The organism is Lentilactobacillus kisonensis DSM 19906 = JCM 15041, from assembly GCF_001434135.1.
In the GTDB taxonomy this organism is placed as follows: domain Bacteria; phylum Bacillota; class Bacilli; order Lactobacillales; family Lactobacillaceae; genus Lentilactobacillus; species Lentilactobacillus kisonensis.
In genome coordinates, this window is record NZ_AZEB01000001.1 from 256,522 (window position 1) to 271,428 (window position 14,907).

Here is a 14,907-nt window from a genome sequence, read left to right on the forward strand (position 1 = left end):
GTTTTTATTAATAATTGTAAGCTCATCAGTGTCGTATCCAACTATTTAGCATCATACCACGTTTTCCCCCAATGACTCTCTACTTTCAAAGGAACGTTTAGGCTAATTGCGGAGTCCATTACTTTAGGAATCAGTTTCTTAACAGTTTCAAGCTCCTCATCTGGCACTTCAAAGATCAATTCATCATGAACTTGCAGCAGCATCGTTGTCCGCATTCCCTTTAACGCCTCATCCATATTAATCATGGCAATCTTAATGATGTCAGCAGCACTACCTTGGATCGGGGTGTTCATAGCGGTTCGTTCCGCAAATGACCTTAAATTGAAATTCCGTGAATTAATATCAGGCAAATAACGGCGCCGATGCGCAATTGTTTCAACAAATCGATGATTTCTAGCAAACTCCACGATATCTTCAGTGTACTTTTTTACCCCTGGATACTCTTCAAAATACCGTTCAATAAATTGATGAGCTTGCTTGCGGGTAATCCCCGTATTTTTGGAAAGGCCAAAGTCACTTATTCCATACACAATCCCAAAATTAACTGCCTTTGCCTGCCGACGTAACTCAGGGGTGACCTCATCGTTGGAATTCAGACCAAAAATTCTCCGTGCAGTTGTTGCGTGAATATCTTCGCCCTCCTTGAAGGCTTCTTGCATATTCTTATCGCCAGTAATTGATGCTAAAACGCGTAACTCAATTTGAGAATAATCAGATGAAAATATCTGCCAATTGGGATGAGAAGGCACGAAAGCCTGTCGAATCAGTCGACCTTCATCACTTCGAACCGGAATATTCTGCAAATTAGGATCAACAGAGGATAGCCGACCAGTTTGGGTTAATGTTTGTAAGTAGCGGGTATGAACCTTAGAGTCGTCTTGATGAATGACCTTTAACAAGCCGTCAACGTATGTCGACAATAATTTGGAAATTTGCCGATAGTCCAACACATTTTGCACAATTGGGGCATCTGGAGCTAACTTTTCCAATACATCGACTGCCGTTGAATAACCTGTCTTTGTTTTCTTTAAAATTGGTAACCGTAACTTTTCAAATAAAATAACCCCCAGCTGCTTAGGAGAGCCAATGTTAAATTCTTCGCCTGCTTGCTGATAAATAGTTTGCTTAATTTCACTAAGACGTTCAGTAAATTTACTTCCCATCTCCTCTAACGTTTCTGGATTAACTTTGATACCGCTAATCTCCATTTTGGCTAAGACAAAGGCAATCTTAATTTCAATTTCACGATAAAGTTTCGTCTGATTGTGTTTATCCAGATCAGCAAACATGTCATTATGCAGCTGGTCAATTGCCTTAGCTTTATGCACAATATGGGTCAGAAATTCTGGGGACTCAGCGTCAATTTCACGTTTTGCACCTTTTCCATAAACTTCTTCGTCAGTCTTAATGTTCTGAAATCCATGAAGACGGGCAACCGTTCCAACGTCATTGCTATTATTAGTTGTGTTCAGCAAATAAGACACTAATAACATATCAAAATCAACGTTTTTTAGTTCAATTGATTCGCGGTATAAGCCAACGTAAGTACGCTTAGCGTCAAATACATTTTTAGCAATTGTTGAGCTAGTTAACAGTGTCATCGCATCGGGATTAGTCAACAACGAAATGTCATTGGTAGCATACCATTTATCGCCATGACCAATGGCAAAGCCTAAAATTGGTGAAGTGTGATAATTTTCAGTTGCCATTTCGAGGTGAAACGATACTTCATCTTTAAATTCCTTCAACAACGCGACATTGTCTTTCGTAAGCACTTGATAATTAATCTTAGCAAGCTGCTCTTGATTGTCACCATCGTCGTCAACGGCTAGCTTGGCTAAAAAGGATTTAAAATTCATTCGTTCATAAAAATCCGTTAGTTGATCAAGGTCATCACCTTCATACTTTAGATCAGCTAACGAAATTGTCACTGGGGCATCCCGATTAATTGTTGCCAACGTTCTAGCGCGTTTTGCTTGATCTTGATCGTTAATGAGATGTTCCTTTAATTTTTTCCCAGAAACGTCATCAATGTGATCATATAAATTATCAATCGTTCCAAATTGTTGAACTAATTTGAGGGCAGTCTTGTCACCAACTTTTTCAACACCAGGATAATTATCAGAATTATCTCCTTTAAGCCCCTTGATTTCAATGATTTGGCTGGGTTTAACCCCTAATTTCTTTTCAACGTAGTCTGGCGTATATTTTTCTAACTCCGTAACCCCTTTTTTGGATACTTGCACCGTCGTTTTAGCTGACGTTAGCTGAGTTAGATCACGGTCACCGGTAATAATAACAACCTGATAATTACCGGCCCTTTCAGCTTGCCTAGCAAGGGTTCCAATGATATCATCTGCCTCGTAATCTGGCAATTCATAATCCTTAATTCCCCGAGCGTTTACAAGCTGCTTAATGAATGGAAATTGTTCTGATAATTCACTTGGTGTCTTTGCACGGCCACCCTTGTAATCAGAATACATTTTAGTCCGAAAAGTTACCTTACCGGCATCAAATGCAACTAAAACGTCAGTTGGTTTTTCTTCCTCCAAAACCTTGTCGAGCATCCGATTAAAGCCATAAATTGCACTGGTATGTAATCCTGATGAATTAGTAAACCTATCTAGTGACTGATATAACGCATAAAAAGCTTTGAAAGCAATGCTGTTACCATCAATTAATAATAATTTTTTTGTCATTTAGTTCTCCTCTGATTAAAACGCTTAACACAATTTTACCACGCCGAAGCTAGTCCTTCACCGTCTCAGACAGATTTTTCCGGAAAGCATCTATAAACAGCAAAAGGCCTGGACCAAAACAGATGTTTTGTCCAGGACCCTCAACTTTTGCCATTATTAATTAACTAATTACACCGCAATATTAACGATTATTACTATTACCGAATATTGATAATAACTGTAGGAACAGGTTCACGAAATCCAGATACAGTTGTAGTGCACCAAATACTGCTAATCCATTTAAAGAAGTTGTACTAACATCAGAATACTGATTATACATTTGCTTCATCTTTTGAGTATCATAAGCTGTCAAAATAGTAAAGATAACAACGGCAATGATCGAAAACACAAACGCAATAATACTACTTCGTAAGAAGAAATTGATCACCATGGCAACAATCAAAGCAATCAGTGCAGCTGTTGCTTGAGCACCCCACTTATCAAGATTTCGACGAGTAACTAAACCATAAACGGTCATCGAAATAAAAATTGCGGAAGCCGAAACAAATGCTGCGGCGATGGATGCGCCAGTGTACGCCCAAGCAATTGTGGAAAAGACAAACCCACTTAGAATCGCATATAGCATCAAAACCGTAAATGCAAGCGTTGGTCGCTTGAGTGCCTGAAATGATACGATGAATGGTAAAACAAACCACAGAATTAGAGCACCCCACATGATGCCACTGTTTGGGTTAACCGCTGTCCCAGATTGCCGAAGACTATTACTAATGAGAAATGCAGTTGCCGCCGACACCAGTACAGCGAGACTCATCCAGCCATACATCTTGGTTAGAAATGCATTTAAACCGGCCGCATTGTTAACCATTTTTCGTTCATTAGGTCGTTCATTTGGATAGTTATCCATAAAAGTCGCTCCTTTTAATTAATTCTTACTCTTGTTAAGTAATTTTAACAAACAGAAACTGACAATCAAGCAAAAACACTCAATTATCAGCTTCATTAGAATTCCTTAATTAATTTTCTTGCTTAAATGACTCAGTAGATCCTCGTAAGATTTCTCGTACTTTTGAATATCACCAGCACCCATGAAAATAACAACATCATTATCATAATCTAGTAGTGGCGACATATTATCGACAGATAAAATTCGGCCACCTTTCGTGATCTTCTTAGAAAGATCTTCACTTGAAACCTTACCGTGACTTTCACGAGGAGAACTATAAATCGAAGTCAGGAAAACTTCATCAGCTAAGTTAAGGCTCTTGGCAAAATCATCCATTAATGCAATCGTCCGGCTAAAAGTATGGGGCTGAAAGACAACGGCAATCTTTTTACTTGGATACTCCTGGCGGGCAGCATCGATTGTCGCCTTAATTTCGGTTGGATGATGCGCATAATCATCAATAATCGTCATACCAGAAATTTTTCGTTCAGAGAAGCGTCTTTTGACACCCTGGAAAGTCATCAATTCTTTTTTGATTTCATTGAGATCAACTTCCTCAAAGTAAGCAACGGCAATCACGGCAAGTGAATTAAAGATGTTATGTTCACCAAACAACGGTACTGAAAAATCACCAAGATCCTTTCCCTTATACAAAACATGAAAACTGGATCCACTAGTTGTCCGCTTAACGTCCACCGCTTGAAAATCATCAGTGTCATTTAAACCATAATAATAGATCGGAACACTGGCCTTCAATTGGCGAAGGCGCTTGTCGTCACCCCAAGCAAAGATCCCCTTCTTTGTTTGATTGGCAAACGTTTGAAAAGCATCCTGAACATCATCGATGCTCTCATAATAATCTGGATGATCAAAATCAATATTGGTCATAATTGCATAGTCAGGCTTGGTTGCAAGGAAATGACGTCGATATTCATCAGCTTCGTAAACGAAGAACCGGGCATTTGGCACGCCTTTACCTGACCCATCACCAATCAAATAATCGGTTGGCGCAATTCCAGACAAAACATGAGCCAGCAATCCAGTTGTACTGGTCTTGCCATGCGCACCGGAAACACCGATACTTGTCTTGCCCTGGATCATTTTTCCCAAAAATTCATGGTACCGATAGACCGTTAAACCCATCTCCCGAGCCTTTTTTATCTCTGGATGATCATCAGTGAATGAATTTCCAGCAATGACCGTTAGTCCTTCATGAATGTTTTTCTCATCAAAAGGTAAAATCTGAATACCCGCCTGTTCAAGGCCTCGTTGCGTAAACGTATACTGTTCAATATCTGAGCCCTGAACATGCTCGCCACGATCATGCAAAATTAATGCCATGGCGCTCATACCAGTTCCTTTAATTCCAACAAAATGATATACAGTGTTTGAATTCATATCTCAACCTACCCATCAATCTTAATTTTTAATGATTATCAACTGACTCATCCTGTTTCGGCTCAGAAGGACGATAATAAACCTTTCGTGGCTTTGCACCTTGCTGTTCAGAAATCAGTTGCTGTTCTTGTAAATCATCAATCATACTTGCAGCTCTATTATAACCGATTGAAAATACTCGTTGCAGTTTTGATGTAGAAATTGTATCTTCATGAGCAATATATTTCATCACTTGAGGCATCAATCTGTCATGGGAATTTTGCTTGCTGACCGTTTGCTTTAACGAATCAGGTGTAAATAAATATTTCGGCTCGCCCTGTTGACGGACAGCATCGATTACACCTGCTAGCTCTTGGTTAGTAACAAACGCACCTTGTAATCTAACTGGCGTGTTCGCATTTCCACCAAGATAAAGCATATCCCCGCGCCCCAGCAACTTTTCCGCCCCAGCTGAGTCAAGAATCGTTCTAGAATCGACCTGACTGGAAACCATAAAGGCAATCCGAGTTGGAATATTATTTTTGATGGTCCCAGTCACAATATCTACACTCGGTCGCTGAGTTGCCACAATCAAGTGAATGCCAGCTGCTCGTGCCTTTTGCGTAATTCGCACAATGGCATCTTCAACTTCACTTGATGCAACCATCATCAAATCAGCTAACTCATCAATAATAACCAGAATATAAGGCATCTTCAACCCATATTCTTTGGTCTGAACCGCCTTAGCGTTAAATTGCTCAATGTTCTTGACACCCGCAGCTGACAACTTCTCATAACGGTTGTCCATTTCCTCCGTCACCCATTTTAGCGCAGCTGCGGCACTCTTAGGATCGGAAATAACTGGAGAAAGCAGGTGAGGAATTCCATCGTAAGGGGCCAGTTCAACCGCCTTAGGGTCGATCAGCAGCAATTTTAAATCTGCCGGCGTCGCCTTATATAGCAGTGATACTAACAAACTATTGATAAAGACACTCTTCCCTGAACCCGTTGCCCCCGCAATTAACCCATGAGGCATCTTTCGGATATCTGTAAATCGAGGGGTCCCAGCTAGATCAACTCCAAGTGCCGTTGTTAGCGGTGATTGAGAAGCTTTAAATTTCCCATTTGAAATAACCTCTGACAATAATACCGGTCGTGGATGTGGATTCGGAATTTCAATCCCGATCGTTGATTTACCAGGAATTGGTGCCTCAATCCGAATATCCTTAGCGGCTAACGCTAATTTGAGATCATCATTGAGATTTGTGATTCGACTGACCTTAACCCCAAGTGCGAGCTTAACTTGGAATTGCGTAACCGTTGGCCCGTTCGTCCAGTCAACAACTTGGGCATCAACCTTAAATGCCGCAAACGTTTTATCAAGAACGTCAATCTGGTGTTCAATCCAATCATCAATTGCATCATCTTCCTGCTCTTTAGATGACGCAAGCAAAGTCAGCGCTGGAAAATGGTAACCAGGTTTATCAATTAATTGGGGTTCTGAAATTTCCTGAGAGCTTTGCTGGTTATCCGATTCTGCAGCCATTGGTGAAACCGCTAACTTCTTTTTGACTTCGGCAGGTTCACTAAACAATGCCAACGATTTAGGATTCTGGTGCTCCTCATTAACGATTGTTGCCAGAGACTGTCCAAGACCACGCCGGCTCCCATTCGCCCGTAAACGCGTTCGTAAATGATTAGCGGTCTTTTGACCATTATTGGATTTAATTTGTTCGGGTAACGCATCTTCACCAGATGTATCAATATCTTGATGATTATTATGATTGATCGGTTGTGCCGGCTGATTTGGTTTGTCGCTCGAAATATGTAAAGGAGGGGTTGTTTTTTGCCCCTCCAAAATTGGTGCCTGTTCATCGGCCAAGATAATAAGGTCATCTTTACGAAGTCTAAGCTTTTTGGTGAGCTCATCGTATAAATGACGTTGTCTTCTTTGCTGACTAATGAGGTAATTATTAGCGATTTGTTTCTTCCGCGCTGCATTCTTGGAGGACTTTTTTGGTGTAAACTGCCTGATTTCCTTCAAAAATGCAGGTGCCTCATCATCCGGCCGTGTCCGATCCGATTTTTCAATAAGCGGGCTGGAAGATGTGGGGATTTGATGCTTTGGCACAACACGCCGATTATTCTGTTCAGTTTTGCTCTTTTTAGGCAAAGAACGCCTTGTTGATTTTCGCCTAAAAAATGCTGGTCCGTCATAACTCGTCATGTCCTACCCACCTAATTAAATAAGTTCTGTGCATTATCGAAGTCAAACGGATCACCGACTTGATAATTATCAGGTAATATCAAAGCGCCAGGAACTTGAGGGGCATTTGGCAACCCCAGCTCTCTTCCTGAACAAATCATCCCATCGCTTTCAACCCCGCGGGGTTTTCCTGGCCAAATGATTTGACCGTCTGGCATCATCGCCCCACTTTTAGCAACAACGACTTTAATATCTGCCTTCATGTTGGGGGAACCACTCACAATTTGCAATTCACGACCACCATCAACCTCAGTTTGAGTAATTTGCAAATGATTGGAACGAGGATGTTCTGCCACGCTTTTAACATAACCAACGACAAAACGCGGTTGATCATCAAATTTAATGTCACCTGGAAAATCATGGCTAACCAAATAGTCATTTAGTTTTTTTATTTGATCATGATTAAGTAATACCCGTCCGTTACTTTCAGCAACTTCCGGAAGAATGGCACTCACGTTTAAAAAGTTGTAACCCAACGTCGTCTCGTGCTGCCGATCATAAATTCTAGCCACGTTATCATGAATAGAAACTTGCTGATCAGCTACGTCTTGATTCATAATTACGACCATCGTGTCACCGGTACTCTTAGGGTTATAACTTGCGATTAACATTAATTTTTCCTTCCAAACTTACTTTATTTTTAATGAGTCGATAAAATCCTCAACTTCTTTTTTAGTTTTCCGATCGCCATTTGAAAAGCGGCCGATTTCTTTACCATCTGAATAAGCAATGAAACTAGGGATTCCCATCACATTCATTTCACCTGCAAGATCAATATTTTCATCACGATCCACCTTGAGGAATTGATATTCAGGATAATCAGCCTCAATTTGTGGCATCGCAGGCTTAATGAAACGGCAGTCAGGGCACCAATCAGCCGTGAAGAACAGCATATATCTACCATCCTTAAGTTGTTCGGTTAATGAGTTTAAATCTGTTTTTGGCAAATCTTTCATTATTAATCATCCTTTCAATGGTAATATGAACTAAAGTATAGCGCAAAACGCGTAAAAATTCCGCCAGTTTGCTCAAATACTCATCGTATATTACAGTATAACTAATTATTGGAAAAAAGGGGTAACTTATGAAAAAGCAATCTTTACTGTATAGCTTGGCATTAACTGGATTAGCTGTTGAGGCCTATCTTCAATATAATGAATCAAAAAAACGAAAGCAATTTTTACATAGAATCGTTGACCAAACTAAGCATGACTGCCTTTTAACAAATAGTCATTACATAGGTAGTTGGCGGATTCGCCCAGATACATCATCTGATCACGCCCAGTTTCACTTTGGATTCAATTATCAAGATGCAACTGGCAATCTAGAAGTTCAAGAATTCTGGGCAGATGTTACTAATGGTAAAATTATTAAAAGGCGCCTTATTCAGCCTTAAACTGAGCAACTAACTTATAAATTGGCCCATTAGGACTGAATTTCTGCTCGTATTCAGTTTCGATATTTGTCTCATTCTCTGGCGAATGATGTAAATCTAATGAGATATCCTCAAACGCCATCGGAAAATGGTTCATCGTCATTAGCGAATATTCAAACAACCCACGATTATCGGTTTTAAATTCAATCGTGCCATCATCTTCAAGCACCCGTTGATAGGTTCTCAAAAATCCTGGTGACGTTAATCGTCGCTTGGCATGCCGCTTTTTAGGCCACGGGTCAGAAAAGTTTAAAAAGATTTTCCCAATCTCGTCTTTTAAAAAGATTTCATCCAAATCGGCACCATCCGTTAAAACAAATTGTAAGTTAGGAACAGGTGCATCCATGAAAATTCTTAAGGCGGTTGCAATAACGGACTTTTGAAGTTCAACGCCAATATAATTAATTTCAGGATGGGCTTTTGCCATTTCAATAATGAAGCGCCCCTTGCCAGTCCCGACTTCAACGTTTAAGGGCTGCTTTTTTGCAAATCGGGTCTGCCACTTTCCAAGCCAATTTTGGGGATCCGTTACGATGTATTCTTCATGGTCTCTAATATATTTGTCTGCCCATGGTTTATTTCTAACGCGCATAAAATTCTCCTAACTTCCAACTTGTTATCTACAGATATAAACGAGTTTAAGTACTCCGCTATTAATGGGTATTTAGCATGTAAGCGAATAAATCAGGACATGTCAGTTTTAATTCTGGTTTACTCGCTTATTTTGGCAACTAATATTTGGTTTATCATGCCAATTCTCCATACTTACTGCTCAATTTAATAATGAACTAGTCACGATTCCGTTCACCTCTTAAAATCCGTCTGGGAACATATAGCCAGATAAAAGCCCATATTTCAAGGGCTTCACCAATGATCACACCAGCAATCGTAACGACATTATCAAAGTTGACTGCAATCACGGCAATGCCAAAAACAACCGCTACGCTACTTAGCATTAAAAAGAGGACCCTTTGAAAACTTTTCATCTGAAATTGATTTGTAATCGGATAAATGTGGACAAACGCGTTATCGTCGAAATGAAAGTAAAATGGGATCATTTGAAAACCAATTAGATATAAAAACAATAAACATAAAATAATTGGCAGAGCCTCTCCCTTAATGAACACCAAAAAGACGGTCCCAATCACCATCAAACGAACGTATAACCCACTCATTTCATTATCCCTGGCAATGCTATGTGAATACAAATAAAGATACGTATTCTTGGGAATTAATTTAATTTGGCCTAACAACCCATCTAAATAGCGACGACGTTTAACTGATCCCGCAATTGATGGGACATCTGTAAACAGATTGAAGAACTGATAAACCGTGTGCATCCGACTATTTTCATCAGCAATCATGGTTTGCCAATCAAGTGGCCGATTAACCCAAGAGCGGCGACTTAACAAGCTGTCCAATGCAACTAAAACGGCAGCTAATAATGACACTAAATAACTAAAATAAATGGCATTGCCTAAAATAAGCACGGGTACAATTAACCGCCATAGCAGCCGATTCCCTCGCAACAACCAAGTTTGCTTTAGCCGATATTTTCTAGCAAAATCAACGTTTAACCAAGTTGTTTTAAGACAGAGCATCGTTCCTAATAGCATTAGGAGCTCCAGGCCACTAACTTTTGTCGTCACTTGGACAAACGGTAACATGACAAACCAAATTAGTACTTGAATCAGTCCCGCCAAAATGAGGCTATAGTTGAATCCTCGTCTTAGGTAATCAGCCATTTCAGACTCTTTTGGGAGCAAAAAGACATAATCAGGATCCTTAACAAACGTTGCCAGCCGACCAAGTTGAACGCTAATTAATAATACCCCAACAATAACTAACGGGGCCCACCAGGTGCCAGCATGAAGCTGTTTTAAGGCGTTTGAGTATGCGTAGCCTAGCCCACCAATCATAAAAAGCAGTGCCAACACAAAGTAATCGTTAAACACCAGCCGCAGATATTTCATCATCTCAATTAAATGGTTGACCAGCCGCCGCTTAAATAATTGCTTCATGATTGCCCGCCTTCCCTCGCAAGGGTCAAGTAGATATCATTTAATGAATCGCCCGCATCTGGGAATAGGTCACGGAGCTGTTCAATTGTCCCCTCCGTCCGGACCTTTCCGTCGTGAAGAAGAACAAAGCGATCACAGTAACGTTGCGCAGTATCTAAGACATGGGTCGACATCAAAATGCTTGCCCCTTGCTTTTTTCGCTCAGAAATTAAATTAAGCAGGTCATTTACAGCTAACGGATCCAACCCCAGGAATGGTTCATCAATAATGAACAGCTTGGCATTGGTCAAAAAGGCACAAACGATCATCACCTTTTGCCTCATCCCCTTAGAAAAGTTATCGGGAAACCAATCTAGCTTATTATCTAGGCGAAACATTTGTAAGAGCTTGTGAGCCCGTTTCCATGAAACATCTTGATCTAGATTGTAGGCCAACATGGTCATTTCTAAATGTTCTTTTAAGGTTAGTTCCTTATAAACAATGGGTGCTTCAGGAATGTAAGCAATCTGCTGCTTATATTTTTTAACATCTTCATCAAGCGTCGTCCCGTTTATTTTGATTGAACCACTAAACGGTTTTAATAAACCAATAATATGATTAATCGTTGTTGATTTACCGGCACCATTAAGGCCGATTAATCCAACTAATTCCCCGTCCTTAACGTCAAAAGTAACGTCTTTTAAAACGGGAACTTGTGAATAACCACCAACTAGGTTGGAAATTTCTAAAGTCATCGTTTCACTCCACATTCGTCATAAATTTACAGAACAGATTATACCATACTAAGCTAGCACATGAATGAGTCCAACAAGACATTAATGTTATAATACCAGTAGTATTTGCAGAAAGAAGGTTGTCATTAATGAAAGATTGTATTTTTTGTAAGATTGTTGCCAACGAAATTCCAAGTTACACAGTTTACGAAGACGACATTGTTAAAGCCTTCCTTGATATTTCTCAAGGAACCCCTGGTCACACACTGGTTATCCCCAAAAAACATATTCCAGACATTTTTGAGTATGACGAGGAACTTGCGAGCCAAGTATTTGCCAGAATCCCTAAGATTGCTAGAGCAGTTAAAGCTTCTAACCCCGACATTAAGGGAATGAATATCTTGAATAATAACGGTCAGGTTGCCTATCAATCCGTTTTCCATTCACACTTTCACCTTATTCCCCGCTATAGCAGCAACGATGATTTTAAGATGATTTTCAAAGATAATTCCAATAAATACGATTCGGATGCTTTGAAGAAAATCCAGGACTCAATCGTGGCGCATATGGGTGATTAAGATGAAAACATTCTTTAAAATTATGGGAGCCTCAGCTTTTGTTGCAGGCGCCTACCTCTATTCCAGAAAGGAAACCCCTGCTGAATTCATCGCTCGAACTAAGAAAACCCTTCAAGCTCAAAAGGAGGCCGTTTCCGACTGGCAAACGGCTTATACCGATTTCAAAAAATCGATGGCCCATTTTAAGGACCAATTGCCCGAGCTTACTTCGACGATTAATGCCCTTCAGCGAGATATCGATGAGGCAATGTTTCAAATCCAACCACGAGTTGATGAAATTAATAAAGTCACTTCAAAGATGGGAAAAAGTGATAACTGAAACTTAGACAATTATGAACATTTGTTTAAATTCAGGTGCAAGTTATAAATATTCTGGATATTATGTTATTATTATCTGGAACGTTTGCTTAACAAACGAATACTATTGTAGAAATGGATGTGTTTTTGTATGAAAAAGTGGCTAATCGTTTTAGCCGGCGTACTTATGAGTTTTACCCTTGCAGCATGTGGTAGTAAATCTGTTGCCACAACTGATGGCGGTAAAATTACCGAAAGTGCTTATTACAGCAGTTTAAAGAGTACTTCAAGTGGTAAGCAAGTATTGCAACAGATGATCTTAAACAAGGTCCTTGAGAAGCAATACGGTGATAAAGTTAAGAAGTCAGAGGTAACGAGTGAGTTTAACACGTATAAGAAACAATACGGCTCATCATTTAACGCTGTCCTTCAACAAAATGGCATGACTGTTTCTCAGTTAAAAGATTCGATCCGTTCAAATCTTTTACTTAAAGCAGCTGTTAAGGACAACATTAAAATTACCGATGCACAACTTAAAGATCAATTTAAGTCTTATCAGCCAAAAGTAACGGTTAACCAAATTTTGGTATCAAAGAAGTCAACTGCTGAAACGGTTATCAAACAACTTAAAGATGGTAAGAGCTTCTCAAACTTAGCTAAGAAGTATTCAACGGATACTGCTACTAAGAATAAGGGTGGCCGCATTGCCGCATTTGACAATACAAACACAACGCTTGATGCTAATTTCAAAAAGGCTGCTTTTAATTTAAAGAACGGTCAATACACGAAGACCCCTGTTAAGACTCAGTATGGTTACCAAGTTATTCAAATGGTCAACCATCCTGCTAAGGGTACTTACAAAGACCACGAAAGCGAATTAAAGAGCCAGATTGTTGATAAGAAGATGGCTGATAGCAACACACTTCACTCAGTTGTTTCTAAGGTTCTAAAGAAGGGTAATGTTACAATTCAGGATAAAGATCTTCAAAACGTCTTGTCTGACTACCTTTCATCAAGCTCCAAGAAAAAGTAATTCCTATAATTAAGAAGTCGTTACCTAGAACTTCGAAAAAAGATGGTATTCTTGAAATTATCGAGAATGCCATCTTTTTGTGCTTACATTAATCTAAAGACTAAGCGTCATCTTTGATTAAAACAACTGGCTCTGTGAAGGCTGACCAGACTTATTATTCTCAGGGTTAACAGTTGGCTTGGGCTTATAGAAGCGACGATTATCTAGCCCGAAGATTCTATCAGTATACTCGCCAGGATCGACATTTTTTAATGCCCCCTGAATCATCATAATCGTGGCATCAAGTTCATCAAGGTGATGTAAAATTTCAGCTTCCAATATCTTAGGGCGTTCAGGTGACCCATATTCCAATAAGCCATGATGAGCTAGCACCATATGCCTTAATAAAATTAAATCTTGTGAATCCTTACTAATGCCTAATTTATCTGCGGCTTCAGCAATCTCTGCATCCATAATACTTAAATGGCCCAAGAGATTTCCAGCTAGCGTGTATTCCGTTGCTACTGGGCCTGACAGCTCAATCGTTTTCCCTAAATCATGCAGAATTGCTCCCGCGTACAGTAACGGTGCATCAATTCCATCATATTGGCTTACAACTGAATGGGCTAATCGTAAGATTGAAATCGTATGAAATGCAAGACCGCCAGCAAAATCATGATGATTGGATTTAGCGGCCGGGTAAGTAAAGAACGCGTCCGAATGCTTGGATATTAAGGCCCGCACGATTCGATTATAGGTCGCATTGGTGATTTCGAAAATGGTTTGGTTGATGATCTCTTGCATTTGAGTACGGGTCATCGGTGCTCGTTTAACAAATCCAAGTGGATCATGGGGTTCATCTTCTCGAGCAAGTCGCATTGCCATGATTCTCACTTGGGGGGCGTTCATATAATTTTCACGCTTCCCTTTTAATAAAACAACCCGTCCTTGGACAAATTGTTTAATATCCTGGTCTGATGCATCCCAATACTTACCCGGCAATTGGCCAGATGGATCTTGAAACACTAACGAAATAAAGTTCTTGCCATTCTTGGCAACGCGCTTTTTGGCTTCTTTTAGTAACACATAGAGCTCAAATTCTTCATCAAGCTTCAAATCCATTAATTGTTTTGCCATCGCATGATCCTCCTAAAAATAAAGTGAGCGGAGCAAAGCGGTTAGAAGTCGGAGCATAAGTCTCCTCTGGTGGGAATTCCTGGTTCTGGAATTTTCACCAGAGGTGCTTATGTGTAGACTTCTGCTTTGCGCAGCGGTCCTAAAATAAAAGTGAGCGGAGCAAAGCGATTAGAGATCGGAGCGTAAGTCTCCAGTAGCAGGAATCCCTGGTCCTGGGATTTTTGCTACTGGTGCTTACGAGCAGATCTTTGCTTTACGCAGCGGTCCTAAAAAAGTGAGCGGAACAAAGTGGTTAGAAGCTGGAGCCTAAGTTATCTCGACCAGAAATCCCGGTTTTGGATTTTGGGTTGAAATGACTTAGGTGCAAGCTTTTGCTTTGAGGAGCTGTCCTAGTAAAGTGAGCGGATCCAGGCGATTAGAAACCGAAAT

The 14,907-nt window shown here is 40.1% G+C and carries 14 protein-coding genes; 4 read left to right on the plus strand and 10 right to left on the minus strand.

Features of this window, described 5'->3' with window-relative positions; translation table 11 throughout:
• Window positions 1-41 precede the first annotated feature (41 nt).
• From polA to FC98_RS01295, 6 genes are all read right to left on the minus strand, one after another.
• Window positions 42-2,699, minus strand: coding sequence for a DNA polymerase I (polA, locus tag FC98_RS01270; RefSeq protein WP_008856909.1), 2,658 nt, complete (start codon window positions 2,697-2,699; stop codon window positions 42-44).
• A gap of 181 nt (window positions 2,700-2,880) precedes the next feature.
• A complete protein-coding gene (locus FC98_RS01275; RefSeq protein ID WP_008856910.1) occupies window positions 2,881-3,603 on the minus strand; it encodes a Bax inhibitor-1/YccA family protein in 723 nt (240 codons plus the stop codon).
• A gap of 105 nt (window positions 3,604-3,708) precedes the next feature.
• The gene (murC, locus tag FC98_RS01280; protein WP_008856911.1) at window positions 3,709-5,040 is read right to left on the minus strand and encodes a UDP-N-acetylmuramate--L-alanine ligase; all 1,332 of its coding nucleotides are present in this window, start codon (window positions 5,038-5,040) and stop codon (window positions 3,709-3,711) included.
• A 28-nt stretch (window positions 5,041-5,068) separates the two neighbouring features.
• The gene (locus FC98_RS01285) at window positions 5,069-7,246 is read right to left on the minus strand and encodes a DNA translocase FtsK (protein ID WP_056949068.1); all 2,178 of its coding nucleotides are present in this window, start codon (window positions 7,244-7,246) and stop codon (window positions 5,069-5,071) included.
• Window positions 7,247-7,257: 11 nt separating this feature from the next.
• Window positions 7,258-7,896, minus strand: a complete 639-nt coding sequence (ytpR, locus tag FC98_RS01290; RefSeq protein ID WP_008856913.1) for a YtpR family tRNA-binding protein — start codon at window positions 7,894-7,896, stop codon at window positions 7,258-7,260.
• Window positions 7,897-7,914: 18 nt separating this feature from the next.
• On the minus strand, window positions 7,915-8,241 hold the full coding sequence (locus FC98_RS01295) for a thioredoxin family protein (RefSeq protein WP_008856914.1): 327 nt from the start codon (window positions 8,239-8,241) through the stop codon (window positions 7,915-7,917).
• 128 nt (window positions 8,242-8,369) lie between these two features.
• Here FC98_RS01295 and FC98_RS01300 point away from each other — a divergent pair, with 128 nt between their 5' ends.
• A complete protein-coding gene (locus tag FC98_RS01300) occupies window positions 8,370-8,681 on the plus strand; it encodes a hypothetical protein (RefSeq protein WP_008856915.1) in 312 nt (103 codons plus the stop codon).
• On the opposite strand, the gene trmB is transcribed toward FC98_RS01300, so the two are convergent.
• From trmB to FC98_RS01315, 3 genes are all read right to left on the minus strand, one after another.
• Window positions 8,668-9,312, minus strand: coding sequence for a tRNA (guanosine(46)-N7)-methyltransferase TrmB (trmB, locus tag FC98_RS01305; protein WP_054654277.1), 645 nt, complete (start codon window positions 9,310-9,312; stop codon window positions 8,668-8,670). The genes FC98_RS01300 and trmB overlap by 14 nt on opposite strands.
• Window positions 9,313-9,508: 196 nt before the next feature.
• Complete coding sequence (locus FC98_RS01310) at window positions 9,509-10,741, minus strand: ABC transporter permease (RefSeq protein WP_054654279.1); 1,233 nt, start codon at window positions 10,739-10,741, stop codon at window positions 9,509-9,511.
• Window positions 10,738-11,475 (minus strand): ABC transporter ATP-binding protein, encoded by a 738-nt coding sequence (locus FC98_RS01315; RefSeq protein WP_040471534.1) that lies wholly within the window; start codon window positions 11,473-11,475, stop codon window positions 10,738-10,740. The genes FC98_RS01310 and FC98_RS01315 overlap by 4 nt, the downstream gene beginning before the upstream one ends.
• Window positions 11,476-11,603: 128 nt before the next feature.
• Between FC98_RS01315 and FC98_RS01320 the strand changes: the two genes are divergently transcribed.
• The 3 genes from FC98_RS01320 to FC98_RS01330 all read left to right on the plus strand — a co-directional run bounded on the left by FC98_RS01320 (window position 11,604) and on the right by FC98_RS01330 (window position 13,362).
• On the plus strand, window positions 11,604-12,032 hold the full coding sequence (locus FC98_RS01320) for an HIT family protein (protein ID WP_008856919.1): 429 nt from the start codon (window positions 11,604-11,606) through the stop codon (window positions 12,030-12,032).
• Window position 12,033: 1 nt separating this feature from the next.
• Window positions 12,034-12,351: a hypothetical protein gene (locus tag FC98_RS01325; RefSeq protein ID WP_040471535.1), complete on the plus strand. Its 318-nt coding sequence runs from the start codon at window positions 12,034-12,036 to the stop codon at window positions 12,349-12,351.
• A gap of 129 nt (window positions 12,352-12,480) precedes the next feature.
• On the plus strand, window positions 12,481-13,362 hold the full coding sequence (locus FC98_RS01330; RefSeq protein WP_008856921.1) for a peptidylprolyl isomerase PrsA: 882 nt from the start codon (window positions 12,481-12,483) through the stop codon (window positions 13,360-13,362).
• Window positions 13,363-13,479: 117 nt separating this feature from the next.
• Here FC98_RS01330 and FC98_RS01335 read toward each other — a convergent pair whose 3' ends face one another.
• Window positions 13,480-14,478: a 3'-5' exoribonuclease YhaM family protein gene (locus FC98_RS01335; protein WP_008856922.1), complete on the minus strand. Its 999-nt coding sequence runs from the start codon at window positions 14,476-14,478 to the stop codon at window positions 13,480-13,482.
• Window positions 14,479-14,907: the final 429 nt, after the last annotated feature.

Bases quoted from the DNA above. Each gene is read 5' to 3' on its own strand.
- polA (WP_008856909.1), bottom strand. From the start codon at position 2,699: ATGACAAAAAAATTATTATTAATTGATGGTAACAGCATTGCTTTCAAA.
- FC98_RS01275 (WP_008856910.1), bottom strand. From the start codon at position 3,603: ATGGATAACTATCCAAATGAACGACCTAATGAACGAAAAATGGTTAAC.
- murC (WP_008856911.1), bottom strand. From the start codon at position 5,040: ATGAATTCAAACACTGTATATCATTTTGTTGGAATTAAAGGAACTGGT.
- FC98_RS01285 (WP_056949068.1), bottom strand. From the start codon at position 7,246: ATGACGAGTTATGACGGACCAGCATTTTTTAGGCGAAAATCAACAAGG.
- ytpR (WP_008856913.1), bottom strand. From the start codon at position 7,896: ATGTTAATCGCAAGTTATAACCCTAAGAGTACCGGTGACACGATGGTC.
- FC98_RS01295 (WP_008856914.1), bottom strand. From the start codon at position 8,241: ATGAAAGATTTGCCAAAAACAGATTTAAACTCATTAACCGAACAACTT.
- FC98_RS01300 (WP_008856915.1), top strand. From the start codon at position 8,370: ATGAAAAAGCAATCTTTACTGTATAGCTTGGCATTAACTGGATTAGCT.
- trmB (WP_054654277.1), bottom strand. From the start codon at position 9,312: ATGCGCGTTAGAAATAAACCATGGGCAGACAAATATATTAGAGACCAT.
- FC98_RS01310 (WP_054654279.1), bottom strand. From the start codon at position 10,741: ATGAAGCAATTATTTAAGCGGCGGCTGGTCAACCATTTAATTGAGATG.
- FC98_RS01315 (WP_040471534.1), bottom strand. From the start codon at position 11,475: ATGACTTTAGAAATTTCCAACCTAGTTGGTGGTTATTCACAAGTTCCC.
- FC98_RS01320 (WP_008856919.1), top strand. From the start codon at position 11,604: ATGAAAGATTGTATTTTTTGTAAGATTGTTGCCAACGAAATTCCAAGT.
- FC98_RS01325 (WP_040471535.1), top strand. From the start codon at position 12,034: ATGAAAACATTCTTTAAAATTATGGGAGCCTCAGCTTTTGTTGCAGGC.
- FC98_RS01330 (WP_008856921.1), top strand. From the start codon at position 12,481: ATGAAAAAGTGGCTAATCGTTTTAGCCGGCGTACTTATGAGTTTTACC.
- FC98_RS01335 (WP_008856922.1), bottom strand. From the start codon at position 14,478: ATGGCAAAACAATTAATGGATTTGAAGCTTGATGAAGAATTTGAGCTC.